Below are 24,795 nucleotides of genomic sequence, written 5' to 3'. Positions count from 1 at the left end.
TCGAATACTCAATGTAACAGCTGCCGATCACAAGCGCAGCCATCAGATGGGTGACCCGGTCACGCGGCGATGCGCGGCCGGCCGCTGACCTCGACGGTGATTGTGGCCTCGAGGAAAACCTCGCGCGCCTCGGCCTGCGCGGTCTTGATGTCGCGGGAAATGTCCGTCTGAAGATCCTCCGCGCCAGCGGCGAGGGCTGTCTGACGTGCATCGGATTTCAACACGTCTTCGAGCCGTTCCATGGCTTCGTCGGACTCGACGAAATCCTCCGGCCCGGTTTCCAGATGCACGCGAAAGCGGCCCTCGGCGGGGCTGGTGATGGTGCCCTGCCGCCGGATCGTGACGCGCCCGACCACCGCGCCGATGGCATTGGCGACCCCGGCATGTTCGGGCAGGATCATGTCGCAGCCAAGCCGCGCGCCGACCGCCGGATAATAGCTGCTGGCCGAGGCGCCCAGCCCGATCACTGGCACGTTCAGCCCGGTATCGAGCCGCACCAATCCGCGATGCCGGTCCAGCCCTTTCTGCATCAGGACATGCCGCGCCAGCTGTGCGGCAGGCAGGCCGAAGTCGTGGTCGTCCTCGGCAAAAGCAGTCTCTAACAAGGCCAGACTCGTCTGGTGGGTCAGTTGATCGACGATCACCTGCGCCATCGCCTCGGGGTCGGGGCACAGGCGGTTGCCATTGCCGGTGCGCTTGCGGCCGACCAGTTGCACGGCCTTGCGCGCGGCCCCGGCATCCCAGGCATCGAGCCGCCCCAGCACGTGGCTGGCATCGGACGGCGTGACGCCGGCCACCTGCACGAGGCCTCGCGCCACCAACCGCCGCAACGCCGCGCCGTCCATCCGGTTGCGCAGCACCGTGCCCAGCGGCTGAACGCCAGTGCCGATCCGCTCCAGCAGCGCAGTGTCTTTCGGCCCCAGTCCGTCCGCGTCCACGCCCGGCACGATGCGCACGAACCGGCCATCATGTTCGCCCGGCGTGTCGTTGCGCAACTGGTCGTCCAGCACGGCGTGCAGGGCGACGGGATCTTCCAACGCGATCAGGCTGACCGGCACCACCCGGCGCGGGCCCAGCGTGACGCCGCCAACCAACCCTTCGTCGATCACGTGCACCTCGCTGTCGCCGCCGAGGCCGGTGGTGCACATCGCAACCGCCTCGACCATGGTGCGCCACGGACCCACCTGCGCGCCCGCCGGGTCGATCATCGGGCGGCCGTCGCGCAGCACAGCGACATCCGTGGTGGTGCCGCCGATATCCGAGACCAGCGCGTGATCGGCGCCGGTCATCCAGCGCGCGCCGACGATGCTGGCGGCCGGGCCGCTGAGAATGGTCTCGATGGGGCGTTCCCGCGCCTGGGCGCTGGAAATGAGCGCGCCATCGCCGCGCACCACCATCAGCGGAGCGTCGATGCCGAACCGGTTCAGCGTCGCCTCGGCCTTTTCGATCAGCCGCGCGATCATCCCGATCAGCCGCGCATTCAGCAGCGCGGTCAGCGCCCGCTTCGGGCCATTCAGCTTGGCCGACAGGTGATGTGAGCAGCTGACCGGCTTGCCGGTCGCGGCGCGGATCATCTCGGCCACGCGCAACTCGTGGCTGGGGTTGCGGGTGGCGAACTGGCTGGCGACGGCGAAGGCAGAGGCACCCAATTCAGTGTCTAACCAAGCGGAAAGGGCGCTTTCATCTAATTGTGCCGCCTCGCTGCCCGCGTGGTTGTGCCCGCCGCTCATCACGAGTGCGGGATCCCCGGCCAGCGCCTCTGTCAGGCCATGCGTGTCAAGATCACGCTCACGAAACCCGATACAGACCAGCCCGACGCGACCGCCCTGCCCCTCGACCAGCGCATTCGTGGCCAGCGTGGTGGACAGCGAGGCAAGCCCGATCTGATCGGACGTCACACCGCTTTTCGCCAGCACCGCCTCGATTGCGTCACCGATGCCGATCGACAGGTCCTGGCGCGTGGTCAGCGCCTTGGCGCTTGCGATCACCTCACGCTCGTCGCGCACCAGAACCGCGTCGGTATAGGTGCCGCCAGTATCCACGCCCAACAGAATTGCCATGAGTGTCCCCTTTGTCTGGGTTCTGGCTTACGGGAAATCGAGGGCTAATCGCGCCCGTTTGCGGCATGATCGAGACGCTTTACCGCCCATTGCGCCGCATCGGCCACGGTAGCGTCCGGGTCGTCGCACAGATCCTGCGCCACCGGTCGCAGGTTGGGGCGGCCCGAATTGCCTATGGCGTACAGCACGTTGCGCACGAAGCGATCGCGCCCGATGCGCTTGATCGGACTGCCGGAAAACCGCGCCCGAAATCCGGCATCATCCAGTTGGGCCAGCTCTGCCAGCGGCGGCGTGACAAGATCGTCGCGCGCGTGATAGCGCAGTTCGGTGGCCTCGACCGCGAACTTGTTCCAAGGGCAGACCGCAAGGCAATCGTCACAGCCATAAATCCGGTTGCCCATCTTTTCGCGCAAGTCCTCGTCCACCGGACCCTTGTGCTCAATCGTCAGGTAGGAAATGCAGCGCCGCGCATCCAGCTGGTAGGGCGCGGGAAAGGCATCGGTCGGGCACACGTCAAGACAGGCCCGGCAAGAGCCGCAATGGTCAACTTCCGCCGGATCAGTGTCTATTTCCAGCGTGGTGAACACCGACCCGATGAAAAACCAACTGCCCATGTCGCGGCTGACCAGGTTGGTGTGCTTGCCCTGCCAGCCCAGCCCTGCCGCCTCGCCCAGCGGCTTTTCCGGCACCGGGGCGGTATCGACGAACACCTTCACCTCGCCGCCGCCTTCCGCGATCAGCCAACGCGCGAGCCGCTTCAGCCGTTTCTTCACCACATCGTGGTAGTCGCGGTTGCGGGCATAGACCGAGACCGTACCAACCTCGGGGTCGTCCAGCGTCGCCATCGGGTCACTCTCGGGCGTATAGCTTTCGCCCAGCATGATCACGGAGCGCGCCTCGGGCCACAGCACATCGGGCGCGCCGCGCCACTGCGCCCGGTCGGCCAGCCACGCCATCTGTCCGTGATAGCCCTTGTCCAGAAAGGCCGCCAACCGCTCGGGCACCTGCGGCACGTCACCCGGGCGGCACACACGGCAAAGGTCGAAGCCTTCGGCCAGGGCCTGCGCCACCAGTCTCTGTTTCAGCCCATCCATGCTTTTTCTTGGCCCAAATACTCTGGGGTGAGGCCGCAGGCCGAGGGGCAAAGCCCCTCATTAGGTGCCGCATATCCGGGGAGCGCAAAACCGGTCCCCACTTTTGCGCGACACGCTTTAAAAATCAAGGTCGGCATAATGCGCCGGCGGCGGGAAACCCGGCACCTGGTCGGCCAGGATGCTGCGGAAGGCCGGGCGCGACTTGATCTTGGCGTACCAGTCCTTGACCACTTCGGAGCGGTTCCAGTCCACGTCCGAGATATAATCGAGGCTGGAAAGGTGCGCGGCGGCGGCGAAATCGGCGAGCGTCATCACGTCGCCAGCCAGCCAGCGGCGGCGGTCCAGCAGCCACGCCATGTAATCGAGGTGGAACTTGATCGCCTTGGCGCCCGCCTTGACGTTGCTGCTGTCGGGAAAGCCCTGGCCCATGACCTTCTTGTTCACCCGCTCATAAAGAAGCTTGGAAGACACCTCGTTGTGGAACTTGTCATCGAACCAGCCCACAAGGCGCCGCACCTCGTAGCGGCCTTCATGCGCCTTGGGCAGCAGGGCAGGCTCGGGGTACTTGTCTTCGAGGTACTCGCAGATCGGCGTGCTTTCCGCCAGGGTCATGCCGTCGAGACGCAGCACCGGCACCTTGCCCGCCGGGTTGCGGCGCAGGAAATCGGGATCGGCCTCCCAGTAGCGTTCCTCGACCAACTCGCATTCGATCCGCTTTTCCGCGAGGCAGAGCCGCACCTTCCGGCAGAAGGGGGAGAGGGGAACGTGGTATAGCTTGGCCATGTCTACTCCGGGCGGCTGGCGAAAATCTGTTCTTCAATGCCCGCAATCTGCGCCCATTTCAATCCTCGAAACACGCCGCGCGCCCGTCACGGCGAATCGTGGCCGCCCCGTCCATGATACCGGCGGCGCGCTTGCGGGTCGCGCTGCTGGGCTGGGACGCAGAGCGGCCCTTGGGGTTGGGCAGGATGGCGGCAAGCCGCGCCGCCTGCACGTCACTCAGCGCGTCCGGGGCCACGTCGAAATAATGCCGCGCGGCGGCGTCGATGCCGAAGATGCCTTCGTCGAACTCGGCCACGTTCAGATAGACCTCGATGATCCGACGCTTGGACCAGAGCAGCTCGACCACCGGGGTCAGAGCCGCTTCGAGCGCCTTTCGGGTCCAACTGCGCCCGTGCCAGAGATAGACATTCTTGACGACCTGTTGGCTCAGGGTCGAGGCGCCCCGCCCGCTGCCGTCTTCCAGCGCGTCGCGGATGGCGTTCATGTCGAAACCCCAGTGCAGGCAGAAGTTGGCGTCTTCGGCTGCTACCAGGGACCGCGCCATCACCGGGGTAACGTCACTCAGCGACACCCACTGGTGCCGGATCTCGCCCAGGCGAAAGGCTTCCTGCTTCATGTAAAGCGTGTCGGGCGGGGCCCACCAGCGATGTGCCAGGATCGTGCCGCAGACGATCACCACGACGATCAGGAACACGCGCACGATCCAGACACGCGCCCACACCACGGGGGCGGCGATGCGATCCATCACCGAGGGCTTGGATTTTCTGCTGCGTGTTTTCCTGGCCATCGCTGCCCGCAATAGTGCAAACCGGGGTCCGATGGTCAATCGACAGTTTCTTCCGGCCCAAGGTATCCCGGCCGGGGGCATGGCTTGCATTCCCCCAGCCGAAGTATGATTCAGCCCCTATTCCGCCGGAATGGCGCTGTCCTCGATGCCGATGGGATGCTCCAGCTTGCCCAGCATTTCCTTGGGGCAGACCTGCACGAACTTGTCTTTCTCGGCCTCCCAGTATTGCAGGATCTCGGCGGCGCGGCGGCTGCCGGTTTCCTCGACATGACGCTCGATCAGGTCCTTGAGCTGGGTCAGCCAGTGCAGCTCGGTGACCGGGCAGGTCACCACCGACTCGCGGTTGATCAGCTTGTCCGTGTCGCCCTCTGGATCATAGAGGAAGGCCATGCCGCCGGTCATGCCCGCGGCAAAGTTCGCGCCGACGGAGCCAAGGATCACGGCCATCCCGCCGGTCATGTATTCGCAGCCGTTGCTGCCGCAGCCCTCGATCACGACCTTGGCGCCAGAGTTGCGCACGGCAAAGCGTTCGCCCGCGCGACCGGCGGCAAAGAGGTACCCTTCGGTCGCACCGTAAAGGACGGTGTTGCCGATGATGGTGTTATCGGCGGCCTCAAGCGGGCTGACCATGGGGGGGCGCACCACGACAGTGCCGCCCGACAGGCCCTTGCCGACATAGTCGTTGGCATCGCCCGACACCTCGATCTTGAGCCCCGGTGCCGCGAAGGCGCCCAGGGACTGACCCGCGCTGCCCGTCAGCTTGACGGTCAGGTGATCGGGTTGCAGCGCGTTGCGCATGCCGAAGTTGCGGACGATATGGCTGCTGACGCGGGTGCCCACGGTGCGGTGCGTGTTCTGGACCGCATAGTGAAGCTGCATCTTCTCGCCATCGTTGAGGAACCGCGCGGCATCCCGCACGATTTCGGCGTCCAGCGTATCGGGCACCTCGTTGCGCGGCTTGTTGCGGTCATAGGTGATGTGCTGCGCCCCATCCACGGTGATCAGCATCGGGTTGAGGTCCAGGTCATCGAGATGCGCCGAGCCACGGCTGACCTGGGTCAGCAGATCGGCACGTCCGATTACGTCATCGAGGCTGCGCGCGCCGATGCTGGCCAGCACCTCGCGCACTTCCTGGGCGTAGAAGGTGATCAGGTTCACCACCTTGTCGGCATTGCCGGTGAACTTCTCGCGCAACGACTCGTCCTGGGTACATACGCCGACGGGGCATGTGTTGGACTGGCACTGGCGCACCATGATGCAGCCCATGGCGATCAGCGCGGCGGTGCCGATGCCGTATTCCTCGGCCCCCATCATCGCGGCCATGACGATGTCGCGCCCGGTGCGCAGCCCGCCATCGGTCCGCAGGGTGATGCGGCTGCGCAGGTTGTTCATCGACAGAACCTGGTGCGCCTCGGTCAGGCCCATTTCCCAGGGCAGGCCGGCATATTTGATCGACGTGGCGGGGGACGCGCCCGTGCCGCCATTGTGGCCCGATATCAGGATCACGTCGGCCTTGGCCTTGGCCACACCGGCGGCGATGGTGCCGACACCGGATTGCGACACCAGCTTGACGCAGACCTTCACGGTCGGGTTGATCTGTTTCAGGTCATAGATCAGCTGCGCCAGATCCTCGATCGAGTAGATGTCGTGGTGCGGCGGCGGCGAAATGAGTGTCACGCCTTCGGTCGAGTGCCGCAGACGCGCGATCAGCTTGGTCACCTTCATGCCCGGAAGCTGGCCACCCTCACCGGGCTTGGCGCCCTGGGCGACCTTGATTTCAAGCTCTTCGCATTGGTTGAGGTATTCCGCCGTCACGCCGAAGCGGCCCGACGCGACCTGCTTGATCTTGGCCGATGGGTTGTCGCCGTTGGGTTCTGGCACGAAATGCGCCGGATCCTCGCCGCCCTCGCCACTGTCAGAGCGCGCGCCGATGCGGTTCATGGCGACGTTCAGCGTCTTGTGCGCCTCGGGGCTAAGCGCCCCCAGCGACATGCCGGGCGTGACGAAGCGTTTGCGGATCGCGGTAACGCTTTCCACCTCTTCCAGCGGCACGGCCTCGCCCATGGGCTTGATCGCCATCAGGTCGCGCAGGTGAATCGGCGGGTTGGCCTGCATCGCCTGGCTGTAGCGTTTCCACAGCTCGAAGCTGGCCTTGTTGCAGGCCATCTGCATCATGTGCATCGTCTGCGCACCCCAGGCGTGGGTTTCGCCCGATTTGCGCGACTTGTAGAAGCCGCCGATCGGCAGCACGTGCTTGCCGCCGCGGAAGGCCGTGGCGTGGATTTCCTCCAGCTTGGCCTGGATGCCGCTGACACCGATGCCGGAGATGCGGCTGACAAGGCCCGGGAAGTACTCGGCGCACATGGCGCGGGAAAGGCCTACAGCCTCGAAATTCAGACCGCCGCGATAGGACGAGATGACACTGATGCCCATCTTCGACATGATCTTCAGAAGGCCTTGGTCGATGGCGAGGCGATAGCGCGCCACGGCTTCGGTCAGCGAACAATCCAGCAGGCCGCGTTCGATCCGGTCGGCGAGGCTGTCCTCGGCGAGGTAGGCGTTGACCACGGTCGCGCCCGCGCCGATCAGAACGGCAAAGTAATGCGGGTCGATGCATTCCGCAGACCGCACGTTGAGGCTGGTGAAGGTGCGCAGACCCTTGCGGGTCAGGTGGCTGTGCACCGCGCTGGTGGCCAGGATCATCGGCATGGCGATGCGCGTCTCGTTGACGCCCTGGTCGGTCAGCACGATATGCCCAGCGCCAGAGCGCACGGCATCCTCGGCCTCGGCGCGAATCCGTTCCAGCCCGGCCTTGAGCGCGCCTTTCCCGGATTCGAAGGTACAGTCGATCTCGCAGACGTCGGCGTTCAGGCTTTCCAGCATCGCCTGCCACTGCGCGTTGCCGACAAAGGGGCTTTCCAGCACCATGATCTCGGTCTGGCTGCTGGACTCGTCCAAAACGTTCTTGAGGTTGCCGAACCGGGTCTTCAGGCTCATCACGCGGAATTCGCGTAGGCTGTCGATCGGCGGGTTGGTCACCTGGCTGAAGTTCTGGCGGAAATAGTGACTGAGTGGGCGGTATTTCTTGGACAGGACCGCGCTGGGCGTGTCGTCACCCATGCTGGCCACGACCTCCTTGCCGTCCTCGGCCATGGGGGCGAGAACCTGTTCCAGTTCTTCCACGGAATAGCCCGCGGCAATCTGGCGGCGGCGCAGCTCCGTGCCCTCGCAGGTCGCCGTCTCGGTCACCCCGGCAAGGCGCTCATCGAGGTCGGTGATCTTGCCCACCCATTCATCAAAGGGCAGGGCGCGGGCCATTTTGTCCTTGATCTCGGTGTCGTGGTAAAGAACGCCCTTCTGCGTGTCGACGGCCAGCATCTGGCCCGGGCCCAGCGCGCCTTTTTCGCGCACGGTGGCCTCGTCGATCGGCACCATCCCGGCCTCGGACCCCGCGATCACAAGGCCGTCGCCCGTCACCACATACCGCATCGGGCGCAACCCGTTCCGGTCGAGCCCGGCACAGACCCAGCGGCCATCGGTCATGGCAAGTGCTGCGGGGCCGTCCCACGGCTCCATCACCGAGTTGCAGTAGGAGTACATGTCGCGCCACGCCTGCGGCAGTTCCTCGGCCTGCTTGGACCAGCTTTCGGGCACCAGCATGGTTTTCGCCATGGGCGCCGAGCGTCCGGCGCGCACCAGGACCTCGAAAACAGAGTCTAATGCGGCGGAATCCGACGATCCTTGGGCGATGATCGGCTTGATGTCGTCGGCCATTTCACCAAAAGACTGCGAGGCCATGCGGATCTCGTGGCTTTTCATCCAGTTGGTGTTGCCCTTCAGCGTGTTGATCTCGCCGTTATGGGCCAGCATGCGGAAGGGCTGCGCCAGCCACCATTGCGGGAAGGTGTTGGTGGAATAACGCTGGTGGTAGATGGCGAAGTTCGACTTGAACCGCTCGTCCTTGAGGTCGGGATAGAACTCCGCGACCTGCTCGGCCAGCATCATGCCCTTGTAGATGATGCTGCGGCAGCTGAGCGACGCGATGTAAAGCTGCCCGACACCGGCGGCGGCGGCGGCTTTCTCGATCCGGCGGCGGATGACGTAAAGCTCGCGCTCGAAATCTTCGACATCGATACCCTTGGCGTTGGAAATAAGGATTTGCTCGATCTCGGGGCGGGTCGCGTTTGCCTTTTCGCCCAGCACGCTGATATCCACGGGCACGTGGCGCCAGCCGTAGATATAGTGCCCCATGCGCAGCACTTCGGTTTCCACGATGGTCCGGCAGGTTTCCTGCGCCCCGAAATCGGTGCGCGGCAGAAAGACCTGACCAACGGCGAGAAGTTGATCTTCGCGCGGCTCGTGTCCGGTGCGGCGCACCTGGTCATAGAAAAACGGCGCGGGAATCTGGATATGGATGCCGGCGCCATCGCCGGTCTTGCCATCGGCATCGACGGCGCCCCGGTGCCAGATCGCCTTGAGCGCGTCGATCCCGGCCTCGACCACCTTGCGGCTTTCCTTGCCGTTGACGGACACCACAAGGCCGACACCACAGGAGGAATGCTCTTCCTCGTGGGCGTACATGCCGTTTTCTGCCGTCCAGTTGCGCTTGGCCTCTTCGCCAGCGGCCCAGGTTTCATCGAATTTCGTCATCACTATACCCCTTCAATGGGTGCGGGCATGGCCCGAAAAACAGTCTCTAACGTGGCGGAAAACGCTTATTCCGCCGCCACCGCCGTTGCGCCGGCGTCCATCTCTTCAAGAATTGCCGCAGCGGCGTCGCGTCCGTCGCGAATGGCCCAGACCACGAGGCTGGCACCGCGCACGATGTCGCCGACGGCATAGACGCCGGGCAGAGAGGTCTTGCCGCTGGTAAATTCGGCCCGGATGGTGCCCCAACGGGTCACGGTCAGCTCATCCTGATCCCACAGCGTCGGCAGTTCCTCGGCCTCGAAGCCCAGCGCCTTGATCACCAGGTCGGCGGGCTCGTCGTAATCCGCGCCTTCGATCTCCTCGGGGCTTTGCCGGCCCGTGGCGTCCGGCGAACCGAGGCGCATCTGCTGCACCTTCACGGAGGTCACCGGGTCGCCGTGGAACGCCTTGGGGGCGGAAAGCCACTGGAAGTCCACGCCTTCTTCCTCGGCGTTCATCACCTCGCGTTGCGAGCCCGGCATATTTGCCCGGTCGCGGCGATAGAGACACTTGACGCTGGTGGCGCCCTGCCGGACCGCAGTGCGCACACAGTCCATCGCGGTGTCGCCGCCGCCAATCACGATGACGCGCTTGCCCTCGGCATTCAGCTCGCCGTTTTCGAACTCTGGCACGTCATCGCCGAAACTCTTGCGGTTCGACGCCGTCAGGTAGTCGATGGCCCGCACGATGCCCGCGGCGCCCGCGCCGGGGCCGGGCAGTTCGCGGCTTTTGTAGACGCCCGTGGCGATCAGGACCGCGGTGTGTTTCTGCCGGATCTCGTCAAAGGTGATGTCATTGCCCACGTCGCAGTTCAGCACGAACTCGACACCGCCTTTTTCAAGCTGTTCGACACGGCGCATGACAACGGGCTTTTCCAGCTTGAAGCCGGGGATGCCATAGGTCAGCAATCCACCCGCGCGGTCATAGCGGTCATAGACCGTGACCTGCACGCCAGCGTTGCGCAGCACGTCCGCCGCCGCCAGCCCGCCAGGGCCAGCGCCGATAATGCCAACGCTTTCCTCGCGCTCCTGAACGGGTGCGATGGGCTGCACCCAGCCTTCCTCCCACGCGGTGTCGGTGATGTATTTCTCGACCGCGCCGATGGTGACCGTGCCGTGCCCGGATTTCTCGATCACGCAGTTGCCTTCGCACAGCCGGTCCTGCGGGCAGATGCGGCCACAGATCTCGGGGAAAGTGTTAGTCGCCTGGCTTACCTCGTAGGCCTCCTGCAGGCGCCCCTCGGCGGTCAGGCGCAGCCAGTCGGGGATGTTGTTGTGCAGCGGGCAGTGGTTCTGGCAATAAGGCACGCCACATTGGCTGCACCGGCCGGACTGCTCCTTGGCCTTTTCGTCGGCGTATTCCGCGTAGATCTCGTTGAAATCTTCCCGGCGCGCATCAGCGGTGCGCTTGGTGGGCATGTCCCGCTCGACGGACACGAATTTCAGCATCGGTGTTTTTGCCACGATTCTCTCCAAAGATCGCCTAGGTTCGGAAGGTGTAGTGCAAGACCAAGCAAAAATAAAGTCAGTACAGTTTACCTATATTGCGATATTTCTACCCTCGGCACCGCGCAACGTCAAGTTTGATCAAAAACTTAGGTCCGATCCGGACATAAATGTCCACTTCCCTCGGACTCCGAATGCGGTATAGCTAGGAAAAAAAGACACGAGCAGGGCCGCGTACATGCCGCTTTTCCATCTTATACTGGTGGCCGTGATCCAAGGGATCACAGAGTTCCTGCCGGTGTCGTCCTCGGGCCACCTGATCCTGCTGCCCGGCCTGACCGGACTCGACGATCAAGGTCAGGCGATCGACGTGGCGGTGCATGTCGGTACGCTTTTCGCGGTGATCCTGTATTTCTGGTCGGATGTGAAACTGGCGCTGTCGGGCCTGCCCCGCGCCCTGAAGGGCCGGATCGACACGGAAGGCTCGAAACTGGCCTTTCTGCTGATCGTGTCGTCGATCCCGGTGGTGGCCTTTGGCGTGCTGTTGAAATTGACCGGGCTGGACGACGCCATGCGCTCGATCGCGGTGATCGGCTGGACGATGCTGGTCTTTGGTATCGTGCTCTACTGGGCCGACCAGGCGGGCGAGGCGACGCGCACCACCGCGGACTGGTCGCTCCGCGATGCCATGGTGATGGGCGTCTGGCAGGCCATCGCGCTGATCCCGGGCACGTCGCGGTCCGGGATAACCATCACCGGCGCGCGGTTCATGGGCTACAGCCGGTCCGACGCGGCGCGGCTGTCGATGCTGATGTCGATCCCGGTGATCATCGAAAGCGGCGTGTTCCTTGGCGGCGAGGCGATCTACACCGCGAATGTCGCGCTGATCCGGGACAGCGCCATTGCCGCCGCGTTTGCCTTCGTCTCTGCGCTGCTGGCGCTGACGCTGATGATGCGGCTATTGCGCAGCGTGTCCTTCACGCCATACGTGATCTACCGGATCGTCCTCGGGATCGTACTGCTGGTCGTGGCTTATTCGTAGTCAGGCAGGTCGCTATGGCGCTCGGGGATGAACAGCGCATAGGTCAGAAAGCCCCAGTAGTCGTTCCAAGCCACATCTGTCACGGCGACGGTCACGGTGGGGAAATAGCGCCGGTCGAGCGTGTTCCTCCCGAAATACAGAACCTGGCCGCGCCACTTCTCTGCCATCTCGGGCGAGGCGCACCACAGGTGCAACGTGTCGCCGAGCGGCAGATCCAGTGACATGAGCACGTGCCCCTTGCGCGCCATCGCCGCCTCGATCGCGCGGACATGCCCGCCAAAGCCCTTGCGGAAGGCGCGCCATTGATCGTCGCTCGGTCCGGTTTCAGGGTCTATTTCACCCGGAAACAGGGTCATGACATCCCTTTGCGGGTCGCCTGCGAAATCGGCCAGACCCTGTTGTTCCAGCACCAGCGGCATCTCGTTGATGTACTTGTCCTCGATCCCGAGGATGTGACCGCGAGCGTCGAGCAAGCTGATGATCCCGCGCAGCGTGCGCTCTGCTGCCGGGGCGTCTTCGAGACCGTAGTACCCGATCGTCTCCAGCGTGGTGGGCGGCGTTTCAATCAGGTCGCGCGCGGTGACCATGACCTGAGGATCATTCCCCGAGACGTCCCGCGCAAAATCGACGAAAAGCTGCGCCTGCTTTTCCGGTATCGGTTGGGCACAGACCGCAAGCGCCGACGAGACAAGCAACAGCGCGGCACATATCGCGCGCCGGATCATCCCTGGCGAAGGTTGCGCGCCGATTCCTTGATATCCGAATACTGGCCCGACGGGCGGAACCGCCACAGGTAATCGGACAGAACCGCCTCCATCGCCGTGGGCCGGATGCCCAGCGCGGCAAATCCCTTTGCGTCGTCCGCGACGACGTTGTCCCGTTTAAGGCTGGCGACCTGGTCGCGGGTGATTTGCGCCGGGATCAACCCGCCGCTGAGGAACTGGACCCCGTCCATCGCGGCGCCAAGGGGCCGCGCGATGGCGAAGGGGATGTTCATGATCAGACGGCGACGGCGGATCACCTCCAGCATCTGGTGCATCAGCTCGCGGAAGGTGTGCACGTCAGGTCCGCCCAGCTCGTAGATGCCGGGGGCGGCGTCGCCCGTGGCGCCCATCACCGCGGCCTCGGCGACGTTGTCGACATAGACCGGCTGGAACTTCGTGCTTGCGCCGACGACGGGCAGGATCGGCGAGATCCGGGCCATGCCGGCGAAACGGTTAAAGAAGCTGTCCTCGGCGCCAAAAATCACCGAGGGGCGCAGGATGACGGCGTCGGGCATATGTTCCAGCACGGCCTCTTCGCCCTTGGCCTTGGTCTGGGCGTAGATGCTGGGCGAGCCCGTGTCGGCGCCGATCGCCGAGATCTGCACCATGCGGCCGACGCCCGTCTCGGCGGCCATACGCGCCACGCGGCGCGCGCCTTCGACCTGGATGGCGTCGAAATTGTTCTTGCCGCGCCGGTCGAACGTGCCGACGCAGTTGATCACTGCATCCGCGCCGTGCATCACCGAGCGCACGCTGTCATCATCGCGCAGGTTGCACGTTACGGGCGCAACCTGCCCCACGACACCGTAGGGTTTGACGAAGATCGCCTCGTGCGGGCGGCGCACCGCGACCCGCACACGCCATCCCTTCTGCGCCATCCGCCGCGCGATATACCGCCCGACAAACCCCGATCCGCCGTAAATGGTGACAAGCCTGGACATGATTGGTGCTCCCGTCTGCGCCTTTGGGTTCCTTTCTACTAGACGTGATGGCCGAAATCGACAAGGCGAATTGACCAATGCGAACTATCCGCACGAATCCACGTTGACATGACCCGGCGTGATGTCTAAATGCGCCTCCACGACACCTGCCCAGGTGGCGGAATGGTAGACGCGCTAGCTTCAGGTGCTAGTGTCCGTATGGACGTGGAGGTTCGAGTCCTCTCCTGGGCACCATTAATCCCCTAAAAAAATAATAAAATCAATGCGTTCCGCAGTAGTTCGTTTTTTCAATCCACCCCTCTGTCCACCCTGCCATGCCTAATAACGAAGTGCTGACAGGGATGAGTTATAGAAATTCGGTGTACTCATTCAGAATGCTGGCTGTTTCCGGCAAGCCAACCTGCTCACATCTCAATAGCAAAGCTTCTGGTGAGTAAGCTGGATCTTGAAAGCGCCGCCGCATTAAACGTAGACGGTAAACCGCTGCAGTTTCCGAAAGCGAGATTGTGTTGGAAAAGAAATGATCGGCTGAAATAGCCTCTATTTCGTACGGCTCCAATAATTCGGAAGGAAAGTCCCTCAGATTATCAGTCACGATTTGTGCGGCGCGCGCCTTTATCGCAGCTGCCAGTACGTGGTTGTCTCCATCATCCGGCAATGTGAGCCTAGCTTCAGCCTCAGCTGAAATTTCCACCTCGCCCTCAGGGAATGCGTGTTCAATTCTTTCGCGTTGCAGCTTTGCAGTTCTATGGTCGCCCAATCTGCTCTCGAGGTTTCTCTCTAGCTCCTCCAGAATTTTTGTAGACCATCGCGGTCTGTAAAACCCGCCCTCTGCGAGTGATAGAGCAATATTTCGGTGTAGACCTCCAAACAGTACGTTTGCGTCAAGAATGACCGTAAAGCGGTTGGCGATCAAAGCTCAAATCTGCCCTAGTCTTGCATCTTCTTGCGCCAGCTTTTCGAGCGCATCAGCGCGCCCTTGGTCACGCTTGTGCTTGAATGCAAATAGGTCCTCAGCTTTGACCCTACGATGTCGACCAACTCGCGTGTATTCAATCTCATTGCTTTCGAGAAGTTTGATAAGAAACGGCCTTGAGACATTCAAAAAATCAGCTGCCTCCTGAGTGGTTAGTTCAGCCTTGTAAGGAATCACATGAAAGCCTTGGCGATTAGAAATCAGCCGCAAAACCTTAATGAATGTTTCCGCGATGCTAGGCGTTAAGACTACCTCTGCTAGCTGCCCGTCTTGACGAGCAAACTTAATTTTTGCGCCGTCTGTGCCGGACTCTAGTGCGCTGGCGATTATCTCGCGCAGATGATCCGCACTTTTGATATCGATGTCACTGGGCAGGCGCTCATCAAAAGCATTCATAGAAGTCATTTTTCCCTCCGCATGAGCTAGATATGAGTCCTATTCGAAATATTCGCAACAGAATTTTATCGGAGATTCCTTAAGGTACTGAAAAAAGATTCAATTTTTATAGGCTGTTGGCCCTTGGCTTCCGTTATTAGCCCTTGATGAACGTGATAAGTTTTAAATCGCATCATGTGACCTCGCCACCACCAACGGCGGGTTAGCCGGAAAGCTGCGTACATCGAACCAGGTGAAGCGCGTTCCATCCTGGTTGCACTTGTTCCCCCAACATAGCCCCTCTGAACCCTGCCGGATCAACGCCGCCCGGAAGGCGTTCAGGTCGATCAGATACCAGCGCTCCACAGCCGTCTGTGAGGCGTTGGCGTGGCCATAGAACAGCCAGTCGCCCTTGCCGTTCACTATCTTGGAAAGCTCCGTCTCAGCGCCTGAGGGAAGCCGTGAGCGCACTGTGAACTGATGGGGGTAGCGGTCGGCATATCCCGGCCTGCGTACCCGTGCTGCAATTCGCATATCGCGGGCGTCCAGCATTACCAGATCCGTTGCTTGCGTCATATCGAGCATATCGGGGGCAGCCTGCAATAGGTGGCTGCCGACGATGCTCTTGATCTGCGGTATGAACTGGTCAGACCACTGGCGGTTAATGTCGTACTGAAATGTCATTTTTGAAATAGCCTTAATGGGGAAAGGCAGCCCACGATTGCAGGCTGCCTTCGACGACAAGGAAAAGGGCGATTTTCAGTTTCCGGCTCCTTTCACGCCCTGGATCTTCGGTTTGCTCTGGCTTGAAAGAGTCTGGAGGGCCATGCTGAGTTCGTTCATCATTGCTTCCGCAACCTCTGCGACTGCCACGCGGGCGTTGCAGTGTCCCTCACTGTCGAGGTGATTTGCGCCCTCCATCACACCGCACAGGATGATCGAGTAGTGCTCACAGTCAGAGAGCGAGGCGTTCTTTGGCAGGCTCAATTCATTCATTTGTATTCCCTCCTGGGTTTTTGGTGCAGGCCTACGCAGCTGAGGCTTTGCGTAGGTCGCCTATCTTCTTTTGGGCGTTTTCCACGGCGTTGGAAAATTCGACCTCGCCTGATCCAATTTTTCTGAGCGCGCCAACGAGGACCTCCTGCTCTTGCGGATCGAGCTTCTGGAGCAAGTCAAGGAAGTGAGCGGTTTCAGGGTCCATTTTGTGCTTCTCACGAAACACCGATGCCATCCCTGCAACGCCACCACAGAACACCCAATCCATGGATGCGCCTTGCACTTTGATCCACGTCATAAGCTCATCAGTGAGCAGGATCGCGTCGGGTTCATCATCGTCGTGCTCCAGCGCCGGGGGCGAAACATCAAAATGCTCGCAGAACCAAGCGATGCGTTTGCCAGCGGTATCTATGTTTTCAGGGCAGTCTTTCATTGCGGAAACCTCCACTCGTGATATGATACCAAAAGTATCAACATGGGGGCGGACGCTTGTCAATACTAAAAGTATCAATTGAGCAGGTGAAAGCTGCACGAGCGTTACTGAAATGGTCCCAAAATGACCTTGCGGAAAAGTCAGGAGTGTCCATTCCAACGATCAAAAGGCTCGAAGCTTCTACCGGGCCTATTGGCGGTCGAAGTGAAACCGCCGATGCTATCCGAGAAGCCCTCGAAGCAGCCGGGGTGGAATTCATCCCCGAGAACGGCGGCGGTGCAGGTGTGAGATTAAAGAAGGATAAAGCATGAAATGGATTAGGCTTGCCTCTATGGCTTGTTGCCTGACGGCAATAGCGACGAGTTCCAGCGCACAGCAGATTTCCGGTAATGAACTGTTGAATACCTGCATAAGCGACAACCAGGTCATGGCCGGGTTTTGCCTTGGCTACATCATCGGGTATTCGGAGGGCGCTCCCTGGGGCGGTACTCTGGCTGTAATTCAGTCCAACCCTGGATTGGGCGAAGATGCTGTAAATGATGCAGTCGGGGCCATTACAGGCAGCTGCGTTCCGTCTGAGGCTTCAAACGAACAACTGAAGGACGTGGCGATTAAGTACCTCACCAACAACCCTGAAACACGCCATACCAGTGCCCGAACCTTGATCTGGACGGCATACTCCGAAGCCTTTCCCTGCGGCTAAAACAACTCCTGCAATCGATTGCCAGGCTGTTCGGCTTCTCGATGACGGCCAAGTGGCTACAGGGCCAGGGGTGGCTTTGAAAGCACTGGAATAAAGCGATGATCCAATGATCATCCCGGCGCACCCATCTCTACAGAACGAGAATTGCGGCAACCGCCAAGTATCGGCGGTCGCCGCCTATATCCTCAAATGTTTGCCGTAAGAACTCACTATACATGGCAGGTGTCGCGATTCATTGCTGAGCAAAAATAGACATGTGCATGTCGAATTTGCTCCTTTGCCCAAACCTGGACACCAGACGACACCTAGTATGCCAACCCTGCTATCAGCGCATTATCGGTACGGATTTTATTGAAGCCAGTAACGGTTTTTGTTGAAAATGCCTGCTCAACATTTCCGTTACCAATCTCAACGCAAAGCGTTATCGAATTGAGGAGTAATGGGGGTAGAAGCCAAAAACATTCAAACAAAATTGCGACCGTGCAAGGCCAGCGCGGGTGTGCTGCTATTAAACTAGAGTGGGTGGCGCATCACTTCATAATTCTATAGGAGCAAATCTATAGGCGAGGATTTGAACCCCATCAGCCTCACCTATCTCCTTGTAACTGCGACCGGGCTGCCTCGGTCGCTTTTTCTCTGCTCAGACTATGTTGACGCTCTTAAAGCACAAGGAAAACGACGCCGATTAAGACCGTCAACAACAGGGTGTAAGCCAAATACATGTGTAACCAATTCAAAATGGGAAAGCCTCGACTTTTGCAAACAGAAGTTCTCAACGCCAAACATCACGTAAAAGTTCCGAAGTTTCTGTAATTGCACGGAAGAACTCCGAATTGCTCTATTGATCCAAGACAGTTTTCAGCCAAAAAAAATTGCGCCCACACTTCCTAAGCGTGAGCGCAATCAGGTTTGTGAGTGGTATGTATGATGGTGTCGATCCTAACAGAACCTAAGCACAATCATCAATAAGCTTGGAAGGCTACATGGACAACTATAATGGGTTGTCGGCACGACCTTGCCAATCTCTTTATGCGCGTGACGGAGTTGTTGAGAAAACAACGGACGTGTGTTGCGCTACGAAAGCGGTCGTCTTTCCCCAGGGCATCCGTGTGGCGGTTACTCCCCGCCACCGCAGCCGAACAGTCCCGAGAATGTGCAGCTGCGAAAAACTAACAGCCTTAATTGGGTGCTGGGCGGCTGGAAGGTCAATATCCTTTCAGTCGCTTGCCGTTAAGGGGCGAAACTTATTCACGCGACCGCTTGAGTTATTGTTCGGACTTTTCCTTACCCACGCGATGCGTCTGTTTCTTTGTTATGTCTTATTTAATTCTGCGAATCACTGAACATGGCTTAGTTCGATTTGACTGTTCAACACTTGAGCGAGTAATCGAAGCATGCATCTCGGAGCAAGATCACTACATGAACCAAATACCTGTACTCATTATCGAAGACGATCATGTAGTAGCCCTCGACCTAGAGCTAGCGTTTCAGGGATACGGTCTTGATGACGTGAGAACGTGTAAGAGCATCGAGGACGCTGACCGTGAAATCACGCTACGCGCACCAAAGGTCGCAATAGTAGATTTAGCTATGGATTGCGGAACCCAAAGTGCGGAGGTTGCTGGACGGTTAATTCAGCTAGACTGCCACGTCATACTCCTCGCGAACTTCAAGGAAGACATCCGAAAACTTCCGCCCAGCTTGGGTTACTGTGACGTGATCGAAAAACCATTTCGGGATGCCGACCTGCGTGCAAAACTGCAACGCGTTTCCGGTCTTAGTCTTGTCAGGGCGACAAGCTTAGATGTGGCACCGAACATCGAAAAGGGCACAAGTTGAGATCAAAGCAGAGATGATCGCAATCATCTGCCGCGCGTCGAGTTAACGGTACAATAACCTTTTGATGCGACAATCCCCTCATAGGGGAGCCGCCGGTGACCATAGAACGACTGGAAGAAGCAGAGCGAATCCTTGCGGATTACGCAGCAAAATATGGTCTCACAGATGAAGCCAGAGCCTATTTCTCTTTACCGAGCGGCTATGCGGAAAGCGTAACCGTAAAGGTAGTTCCTTCGCCTTCAGCTGTATCGAACTCGATTTGTCCGCCGTGGTGATCAACAATGGCCTTAACGATGCTCATACCAAGACCGGTGCCTTTTTGCGTTGCTGTATAACTCTCAGGCGACCGCGTGAAGCGGTCGAATAGTTCTTGTTGCAAAGAAGCTGGAATGCCTTTGCCATGGTCGCGGATCCAAAAACCGTTTCCACTTGAGGTTAGTCCAACTTCAACCACTCCTGCAGCCGACGAGGCCTTCACCGCATTCGATAGCAAATTGCTCAAGACTTGGAGCAAGCGAGCTCCATCGCCAACTATGGTAGTTTGACCGGCATCGCCGTTCACTAAATCGAGCCTCACGTCATACTGATCAGCATACGGGCGCATGTCCTCAACCGCCCTGGCAACCAGCACCGACAGGTCTATTTTTCGGTGGTCGACAAAGTATTCATTTGAGTTGAGCTTCTCCAAGTCGAGAATGTTTTCTACAAGGTGTATCAGCCGATCAGAGTTTCGGGTGGCTGCGTCAAGTAGCACCCGCATATTCTCAGGAAGCTGTTCACGTTCCATCGCCAGGAGTTTCACAGCGCCATTTATCGAAGTGATGGGCGTGCGAAGTTCGTGCGATACGGTCGCTATGAGTTCATCCTTGGCCTTGCGAAGTGCTGTTTCCTCACTGATGTCTCGTATAACACCTACTACGCCAAGCTTTGCATCAGCGTCGCCGTTAAGAGGGGCCATAAAGACTTCGCCGGGGAATATTGATCCGTCCTTCTTGCGAAGGTTCATTTCGAAACGGTTCACCGCTTTCTGCATTGCTTTGTCGTAGACCCGTTCGCCCTGGCGTTCGTATTCATCGACGCTGGGGTAAAGAACAGATGTGCTTTGCCCCACCAGCCTGTCTCTATCAAAGCCAAATAGCTTTTCGCCAGACGAGTTAATCATCTGGATTGTACGTTCATCGTTCGCGGTAATGATTGCGTCCGGAACGGCTTCGACAATGGCATTGAGAAGCATGGTCTTCTCCGCGAGCTCACGAGTCCGTTCCGCCTTGAGCCATTCCTGACCAAGCCAGCGCCCAAATAACCGCACCAGTTCGGCTTCGATAGGAAGGAAAGCCTTGCGTTTATCAGGGCTCGAAAAGTTCAAGGTTCCCACCCGTTTGGAACCTACTCTCAGAGGTACACCGATATAACTCTCAAGGCCGAAATTGAGGTAGCAAGGGTGGTCTGCGATTTCAGATGCGCCAGCGTAATGGAAATGGGTAACGTCGTCTGCAATGAGTGTGTGAGTGCAGTACGTTGCGGACACGTCGAATTCAGCCCCAGGCTCCGGGGCCCAATCGGGTCCGTGCACATGATGTATCGTATAGCTGCTATCTTCGATGCAGCTCACAATCCCTAGAGGCAAGCTCAGAGCCTCACAGCCCAACTGAAGCAGTCGAGCAATTTTCTCTTCCATGTCGATGTCGGGGTCGAGTGAGAAAATGAACAGTTGCCTAAGAGCGTCATCGTGGCCCTTGGGGATCTCGCCTCTATCCGATGGGTTGGGTGAAACGCCAAAATCTTCCATCGATCCCTCACGACACGTTTCCAAGATACTTCTGAATTTACTACTGCGAAACGCGAACCTACCCTAAACGAATGATCCAATTTGGTAATAAAACCGGCTCAACGTTGTATTTCGACAGCATTGCCTAGCCGTGGAATCCCTCACCTGGGTTCATGGGATAACGGCAAAAGAACTGCTGCCTCTTGGAACGGAGCAAACCATTGAAGGGCACAAATAGCCACAAGACTGCCTGTAAATTGCCAGCGTGTGTGCTTAGGCGGCGGGAAGTAGAAGCTCTCAAACCGTAACGGATACCTTGATGCTGAAATCCCTAACCTCCGCCGCGCTCCTCGCAATGATTTGCGTGCTCAGCGCTACTTCACACGCTTCGGCAACCACCCTCAGCGGAAAGCTTGTCCATGTCCGGGACGCAGACACCATCGAGATTGCAACAAGTCGGGGTCGGATCGCCGTGAGGTTGAATGGGGTCGATGCCCCCGAATTGAACGAACGGGGCGGGCAAGCCGGGAAGCGCTGGATGCAGAATACCTATAGCAACTCAACCATCACATGCGAGTTCAACGGACAGAAGACCTATGACCGCTGGGTAGGCGTTTGCTGGGACAAGAGTGGCGTGGATCTGGGTGCAGCGGTTATTGCCGCCGGACACGCCAGGGACTGCCCTCGGTACTCAGGCGGTAGATACCGAAAATTCGAAACTCCAGAGAGCCGCAGACACCAACAGCATAGTTACTGCAGGTGAACATTCATCCAGCGCAAGCGCGGGCGTTGCACACTCGGCAGGTGTCGCTTCGGTTCATGCATAAAGTTCCGAACGCCTACCGGGTCATCAAATTGCGGGTCTTTCCGAATCCAGAAATTGCGAGCCAGATTTCGTAATCATCACTCGCCCGAACTCTCCGATTCTGACAAAGCCAGAGCTGATCAAGGGCTCTAGTCTGGACCTGTCGAAGTATGGCTGACCGCCAGATTTGATCTTTCGAAGAAGTTCGAGGGAACGGCCCTCAAGGTGCACTTGGTTCTTCTCCATAGCACTATCCTCCCAAATTTAGGATCGGCGCTATCCTTGGTGGCGTCAACTTGTGCGTTCAAACACGTTTTTTTGCGCAATTTCTGGCTCACCTTGTAACGTGCACGGGGAATTTACTTGGGATGGCACCGTTAACGGTCCGCTTAGCTACGTTAGTTGTAGATGCTGTCTCCGAGGCGAACTGCTTATTGCCGCGACCAGGCTTTGTGTTGCAACTTGCAACACTATTCTGTCGCGCCTCCACAACTACTTTTGCTTGGCGAGATGTTCTGTCATCTGCGTCGGAGTCGGGGCTGCTAGGGTTTGGTCGCTTTAGTATCGAAGAGTATACGCCGTTGTTTTCGTTGGATCGGCTCAGTTTGCCAGTAGCAGAATACTCAAGACCCCAATAACGAGGATCGCATAGCAGCGACGTTTGCGCACTCTTACAGCTCTTTCGGGAACACAATTCTCTTTGATGTCGAATTTGTCTGCTGCTTCTGTCTTGCTCATCATTCCTGATCACCTGGGGACTCGCCACAAGGCTGCCTGTCTTCTTTTTGATTGAGCGCTTTCGTTCTGCGCTACGGAAAACGCTGCGCCGTATACAAAGTGAAATGCACCTTCTGGCGGTCGAGAAGGAGACTCAATGAAGCCAACAAAGTGACAAACGCGACTAAGTGAGAAACACTCCGTTTTCAGGATCAGTCTTTTGTTGATAGAGCCGACATTGCCAGATACGACGCCCTAAGAGCTCTACCCAGAAAATTGCTGCGGCCTAAGCCAAAGTTGGGTGCGCGGGAGGAATGGAATTTCGCAATATCTGTTCCAGTGGCAGTTTTCATTTGGCGTCAAATTCGTCGGATTATTCGCTCAGACACGACAATGTGGTCATGACTCTGCCGTGTCGCCTGAAACTACCGCATCAACTTCAATCTCAACTAACCACTCCGGGTTTACAAACCGGGTGACTGCCATAATGGTATCGACTGGTCGGGCTTCGAGACAGTATCTCTTTCGCGCCTCAATGGCGTCTTTCCAATTCTCTATATCTGTCAGAATAACTCTTGTCCGCACGATATCGTGGATACCGGAGCCAGCCTGCTCAAGGGCGGCTTTAATGATCTCGAAGCATTGGGTAGTTTGCGCAAATACGTCTCCGACGCCTACGGTTTTACCTTCCGCATCGACTGGAGCAGTTCCACCTACCGAAATGTAGGGACCTACGCGAACTGCGCGACTGAACCCGACGATTTCCTCCATAGGGTTTCCATTCGAGACAAGCTGCCGCATGTGAGTGACCTCCACTATGGATCGGATTTCAACACATGATAAACCAGCTGCTTCGATGCACAATGCGGACGTTCGTGCGCAGTGCAACATTCGGCAAATTGAGCTCGGAGCAGACCTTCCACATGTTAAGGACGAAAGAAACCGGGTGGTCATAATATTGCCGGAGTTCCATTCTAACGACGCCAGGGTGTGGCTGTAGTCGGGATATATTCAAATCAGGAAAGCCGACTGGCCCAGCTTAAGTAATTTGTAGTTGGGGGGACAGATATGCCTTACGTCGAGATCAGAAGCCAGAGCGGCTCGCAACAACAAAAATTACACGCACCTCGTCTTGCCAACTCAGTTCTTGGATTTGTCGTCATATGCGGGCTCCTGGGCATGTTGGCAATCTGGTGGCCGATCCATCAGCATGCTCGGAATTTCGAAGCTCAAGTGGAAGCCACCAATGCTACTCGAGGAGCGAAGGCGATTAGACTCGCCGTGTCCCGCGCGTTGGAGCGTGAATGGGAAAGTCTTCGGGCGGTCGCTGGGCAGATTGCGTCAAAGGATTACGACGAGGTACGCGCCTTTACGGATGCGGTTCTTGTAGCCGGTGGTCGTGTAAGCTGGGCTGGTCTCGCGGATCTTTCGGGAACAATTCGAGTCGGATCAAATGGACTGAGAGAGGGGACTTCAGTATCAGGCACCGACTGGTACAGGCGAGGACTCCGAGGGCCATTCTTCGGTGCAATGACGTCCTCGGCCACCGAGCAGTCGCATGACCGTAAGGACGTGTTGAACATATCGGTGCCGGTTAAATCGCCAGATGGAAGTGTCAAAGGCGTATATGTCTATAGCCTTAAAGCCAGCTGGCTTAGGCAGTATGTGGAAGCGGCTGCATATGATCTCGAACTCTTCACGTACGTTGTCGATGCACGCGGACGCTCTGTTTTCGACCAGGATCAAGAGAATCAGCCCAGTCTCACGCCTGTCGACCTCAGCTCTCTTTCGCTAAACATCGGCTCTGCACAAATCATCGAAGACAAATATGGTGAGCGAAACATTTATGCTGTCGCACCAGAATTAACTATCGGCAATGCTCCACCGACTGGTTTGTCCGTCGTGGTACGCATCCCGCCGTCAAACTTCGGTGAAGACGCATCGCAACTATCTTCTGCGATGTGGATGAGCTTATTCAGCCTCGTGGGCATCCTCGCGATATTTTCTATGTTCTTTACCCGTCATTTCGTGCGTCCTTTGGAAAGATTGACCGATATCGCAACAGAGATTGCTGACGGCAAAGAGCCGTACCCGGAGGAATACGATTCAAGTCGCGAAAGTGAAAAGCTCTCGGAAGCTCTCAGTCGTATTCAAAGCCGGTATTACTAGCTTCTCGGCACTACAGGAAAGTTGGCAAACGATCCGCGTTCACACAGGACATTTTCTACAAAGTCCATGAGGGTTCGCCGCACCGCGAAAGCTAAGCCGAGCTGGCGTTTTGCCACCTGTTCGACCTAAACTTGTCGGTCATTAAAATCAGTGGCAAATCATCAATAGCCAAGTTCTTTGGCGAAGAGGCAGGCTATCTCAGCACGCGTGAGTGGTGTCGGTGACTGTCTCATGTTCCGTTCGTCGGTTCCGTCTCGTTTTGCAAGAGCAGCAATAATCGCAAGCATCTCTTTCCACGCCATTTCGACGCCCCCGATCCTCACTCACGGATCGACCGGCAAAAAGTTTCACGAAAAGTCAGAAGCCTATCTGATTATCGCTAGCTGTTACCAGTGACCCGCGCCAATAC

Annotated in this window: 21 protein-coding genes and 1 tRNA gene; 7 read left to right on the top strand and 15 right to left on the bottom strand. The window is 58.5% G+C overall.

The window, feature by feature from the left end; genetic code table 11:
- Positions 1–59: 59 nt before the first annotated feature.
- The 6 genes from RBB18_RS08570 to RBB18_RS08545 all read right to left on the bottom strand — a co-directional run bounded on the left by RBB18_RS08570 (position 60) and on the right by RBB18_RS08545 (position 10,876).
- Positions 60–2,060 (bottom strand): hydantoinase/oxoprolinase family protein, encoded by a 2,001-nt coding sequence (locus RBB18_RS08570; protein WP_306110877.1) that lies wholly within the window; start codon positions 2,058–2,060, stop codon positions 60–62.
- Between the two features lie 44 nt (positions 2,061–2,104).
- Entirely contained in the window at positions 2,105–3,154 is a 1,050-nt protein-coding gene (gene queG / locus RBB18_RS08565) for a tRNA epoxyqueuosine(34) reductase QueG (RefSeq protein ID WP_306110876.1), read from the bottom strand.
- Positions 3,155–3,271: 117 nt separating this feature from the next.
- Complete coding sequence (locus RBB18_RS08560; RefSeq protein ID WP_103763647.1) at positions 3,272–3,937, bottom strand: glutathione S-transferase family protein; 666 nt, start codon at positions 3,935–3,937, stop codon at positions 3,272–3,274.
- Between the two features lie 58 nt (positions 3,938–3,995).
- Complete coding sequence (gene mtgA, locus RBB18_RS08555) at positions 3,996–4,724, bottom strand: monofunctional biosynthetic peptidoglycan transglycosylase (protein WP_103763648.1); 729 nt, start codon at positions 4,722–4,724, stop codon at positions 3,996–3,998.
- Positions 4,725–4,841: 117 nt separating this feature from the next.
- The gene (gene gltB / locus RBB18_RS08550) at positions 4,842–9,374 is read right to left on the bottom strand and encodes a glutamate synthase large subunit (protein WP_306110875.1); all 4,533 of its coding nucleotides are present in this window, start codon (positions 9,372–9,374) and stop codon (positions 4,842–4,844) included.
- Between the two features lie 65 nt (positions 9,375–9,439).
- On the bottom strand, positions 9,440–10,876 hold the full coding sequence (locus RBB18_RS08545) for an NAD(P)-dependent oxidoreductase (protein ID WP_306110874.1): 1,437 nt from the start codon (positions 10,874–10,876) through the stop codon (positions 9,440–9,442).
- Between the two features lie 220 nt (positions 10,877–11,096).
- Between RBB18_RS08545 and RBB18_RS08540 the strand changes: the two genes are divergently transcribed.
- Positions 11,097–11,900 (top strand): undecaprenyl-diphosphate phosphatase, encoded by an 804-nt coding sequence (locus RBB18_RS08540; RefSeq protein WP_274593614.1) that lies wholly within the window; start codon positions 11,097–11,099, stop codon positions 11,898–11,900.
- Here RBB18_RS08540 and RBB18_RS08535 read toward each other — a convergent pair.
- Positions 11,891–12,595 (bottom strand): hypothetical protein, encoded by a 705-nt coding sequence (locus tag RBB18_RS08535; RefSeq protein ID WP_306110873.1) that lies wholly within the window; start codon positions 12,593–12,595, stop codon positions 11,891–11,893. The two genes, RBB18_RS08540 and RBB18_RS08535, sit on opposite strands and share 10 nt — an antisense overlap.
- 26 nt (positions 12,596–12,621) lie before the next feature.
- Positions 12,622–13,605, bottom strand: a complete 984-nt coding sequence (locus tag RBB18_RS08530; RefSeq protein WP_274593612.1) for a complex I NDUFA9 subunit family protein — start codon at positions 13,603–13,605, stop codon at positions 12,622–12,624.
- 148 nt (positions 13,606–13,753) lie between these two features.
- Between RBB18_RS08530 and RBB18_RS08525 the strand changes: the two genes are divergently transcribed.
- Positions 13,754–13,839, top strand: a tRNA-Leu gene (locus RBB18_RS08525).
- Positions 13,840–13,951: 112 nt separating this feature from the next.
- Here RBB18_RS08525 and RBB18_RS08520 read toward each other — a convergent pair.
- From RBB18_RS08520 to RBB18_RS08500, 5 genes are all read right to left on the bottom strand, one after another.
- Positions 13,952–14,521, bottom strand: a complete 570-nt coding sequence (locus RBB18_RS08520) for a PIN domain-containing protein (RefSeq protein ID WP_306110872.1) — start codon at positions 14,519–14,521, stop codon at positions 13,952–13,954.
- 3 nt (positions 14,522–14,524) lie between these two features.
- Positions 14,525–14,986: a helix-turn-helix domain-containing protein gene (locus RBB18_RS08515; protein ID WP_306110871.1), complete on the bottom strand. Its 462-nt coding sequence runs from the start codon at positions 14,984–14,986 to the stop codon at positions 14,525–14,527.
- A gap of 153 nt (positions 14,987–15,139) precedes the next feature.
- Complete coding sequence (locus tag RBB18_RS08510) at positions 15,140–15,640, bottom strand: hypothetical protein (protein WP_306110870.1); 501 nt, start codon at positions 15,638–15,640, stop codon at positions 15,140–15,142.
- A gap of 75 nt (positions 15,641–15,715) precedes the next feature.
- Positions 15,716–15,952: a hypothetical protein gene (locus RBB18_RS08505; RefSeq protein WP_274593608.1), complete on the bottom strand. Its 237-nt coding sequence runs from the start codon at positions 15,950–15,952 to the stop codon at positions 15,716–15,718.
- A 31-nt stretch (positions 15,953–15,983) separates the two neighbouring features.
- Positions 15,984–16,385 (bottom strand): hypothetical protein, encoded by a 402-nt coding sequence (locus tag RBB18_RS08500; RefSeq protein WP_306110869.1) that lies wholly within the window; start codon positions 16,383–16,385, stop codon positions 15,984–15,986.
- Between the two features lie 56 nt (positions 16,386–16,441).
- Here RBB18_RS08500 and RBB18_RS08495 point away from each other — a divergent pair, with 56 nt between their 5' ends.
- The 3 genes from RBB18_RS08495 (at position 16,442) to RBB18_RS08485 (ending at position 18,927) form a co-directional block, all read left to right on the top strand.
- Positions 16,442–16,696 (top strand): helix-turn-helix domain-containing protein, encoded by a 255-nt coding sequence (locus RBB18_RS08495; RefSeq protein WP_274593606.1) that lies wholly within the window; start codon positions 16,442–16,444, stop codon positions 16,694–16,696.
- Positions 16,693–17,088 (top strand): Rap1a/Tai family immunity protein, encoded by a 396-nt coding sequence (locus RBB18_RS08490; RefSeq protein ID WP_274593605.1) that lies wholly within the window; start codon positions 16,693–16,695, stop codon positions 17,086–17,088. Before RBB18_RS08495 ends, RBB18_RS08490 begins: the two co-directional genes overlap by 4 nt.
- A 1,419-nt stretch (positions 17,089–18,507) precedes the next feature.
- On the top strand, positions 18,508–18,927 hold the full coding sequence (locus tag RBB18_RS08485) for a response regulator (protein WP_306110868.1): 420 nt from the start codon (positions 18,508–18,510) through the stop codon (positions 18,925–18,927).
- A 199-nt stretch (positions 18,928–19,126) separates the two neighbouring features.
- Here RBB18_RS08485 and RBB18_RS08480 read toward each other — a convergent pair whose 3' ends face one another.
- Positions 19,127–20,716, bottom strand: a complete 1,590-nt coding sequence (locus RBB18_RS08480; RefSeq protein WP_306110867.1) for an ATP-binding protein — start codon at positions 20,714–20,716, stop codon at positions 19,127–19,129.
- Positions 20,717–21,014: 298 nt separating this feature from the next.
- Between RBB18_RS08480 and RBB18_RS23175 the strand changes: the two genes are divergently transcribed.
- Positions 21,015–21,458: a thermonuclease family protein gene (locus tag RBB18_RS23175; RefSeq protein WP_371931611.1), complete on the top strand. Its 444-nt coding sequence runs from the start codon at positions 21,015–21,017 to the stop codon at positions 21,456–21,458.
- Positions 21,459–22,616: 1,158 nt separating this feature from the next.
- Here RBB18_RS23175 and RBB18_RS08475 read toward each other — a convergent pair.
- Positions 22,617–22,988: a Rid family hydrolase gene (locus RBB18_RS08475; RefSeq protein ID WP_306110866.1), complete on the bottom strand. Its 372-nt coding sequence runs from the start codon at positions 22,986–22,988 to the stop codon at positions 22,617–22,619.
- Between the two features lie 297 nt (positions 22,989–23,285).
- Between RBB18_RS08475 and RBB18_RS08470 the strand changes: the two genes are divergently transcribed.
- Complete coding sequence (locus RBB18_RS08470) at positions 23,286–24,386, top strand: cache domain-containing protein (protein ID WP_306110865.1); 1,101 nt, start codon at positions 23,286–23,288, stop codon at positions 24,384–24,386.
- The last annotated feature ends 409 nt before the right edge of the window (positions 24,387–24,795 follow it).

It is taken from the genome of Roseovarius sp. MMSF_3298 (assembly GCF_030733705.1).
GTDB lineage: Bacteria > Pseudomonadota > Alphaproteobacteria > Rhodobacterales > Rhodobacteraceae > Roseovarius > Roseovarius confluentis.
This window is presented reverse-complemented; position numbering and strand designations above follow the sequence as displayed.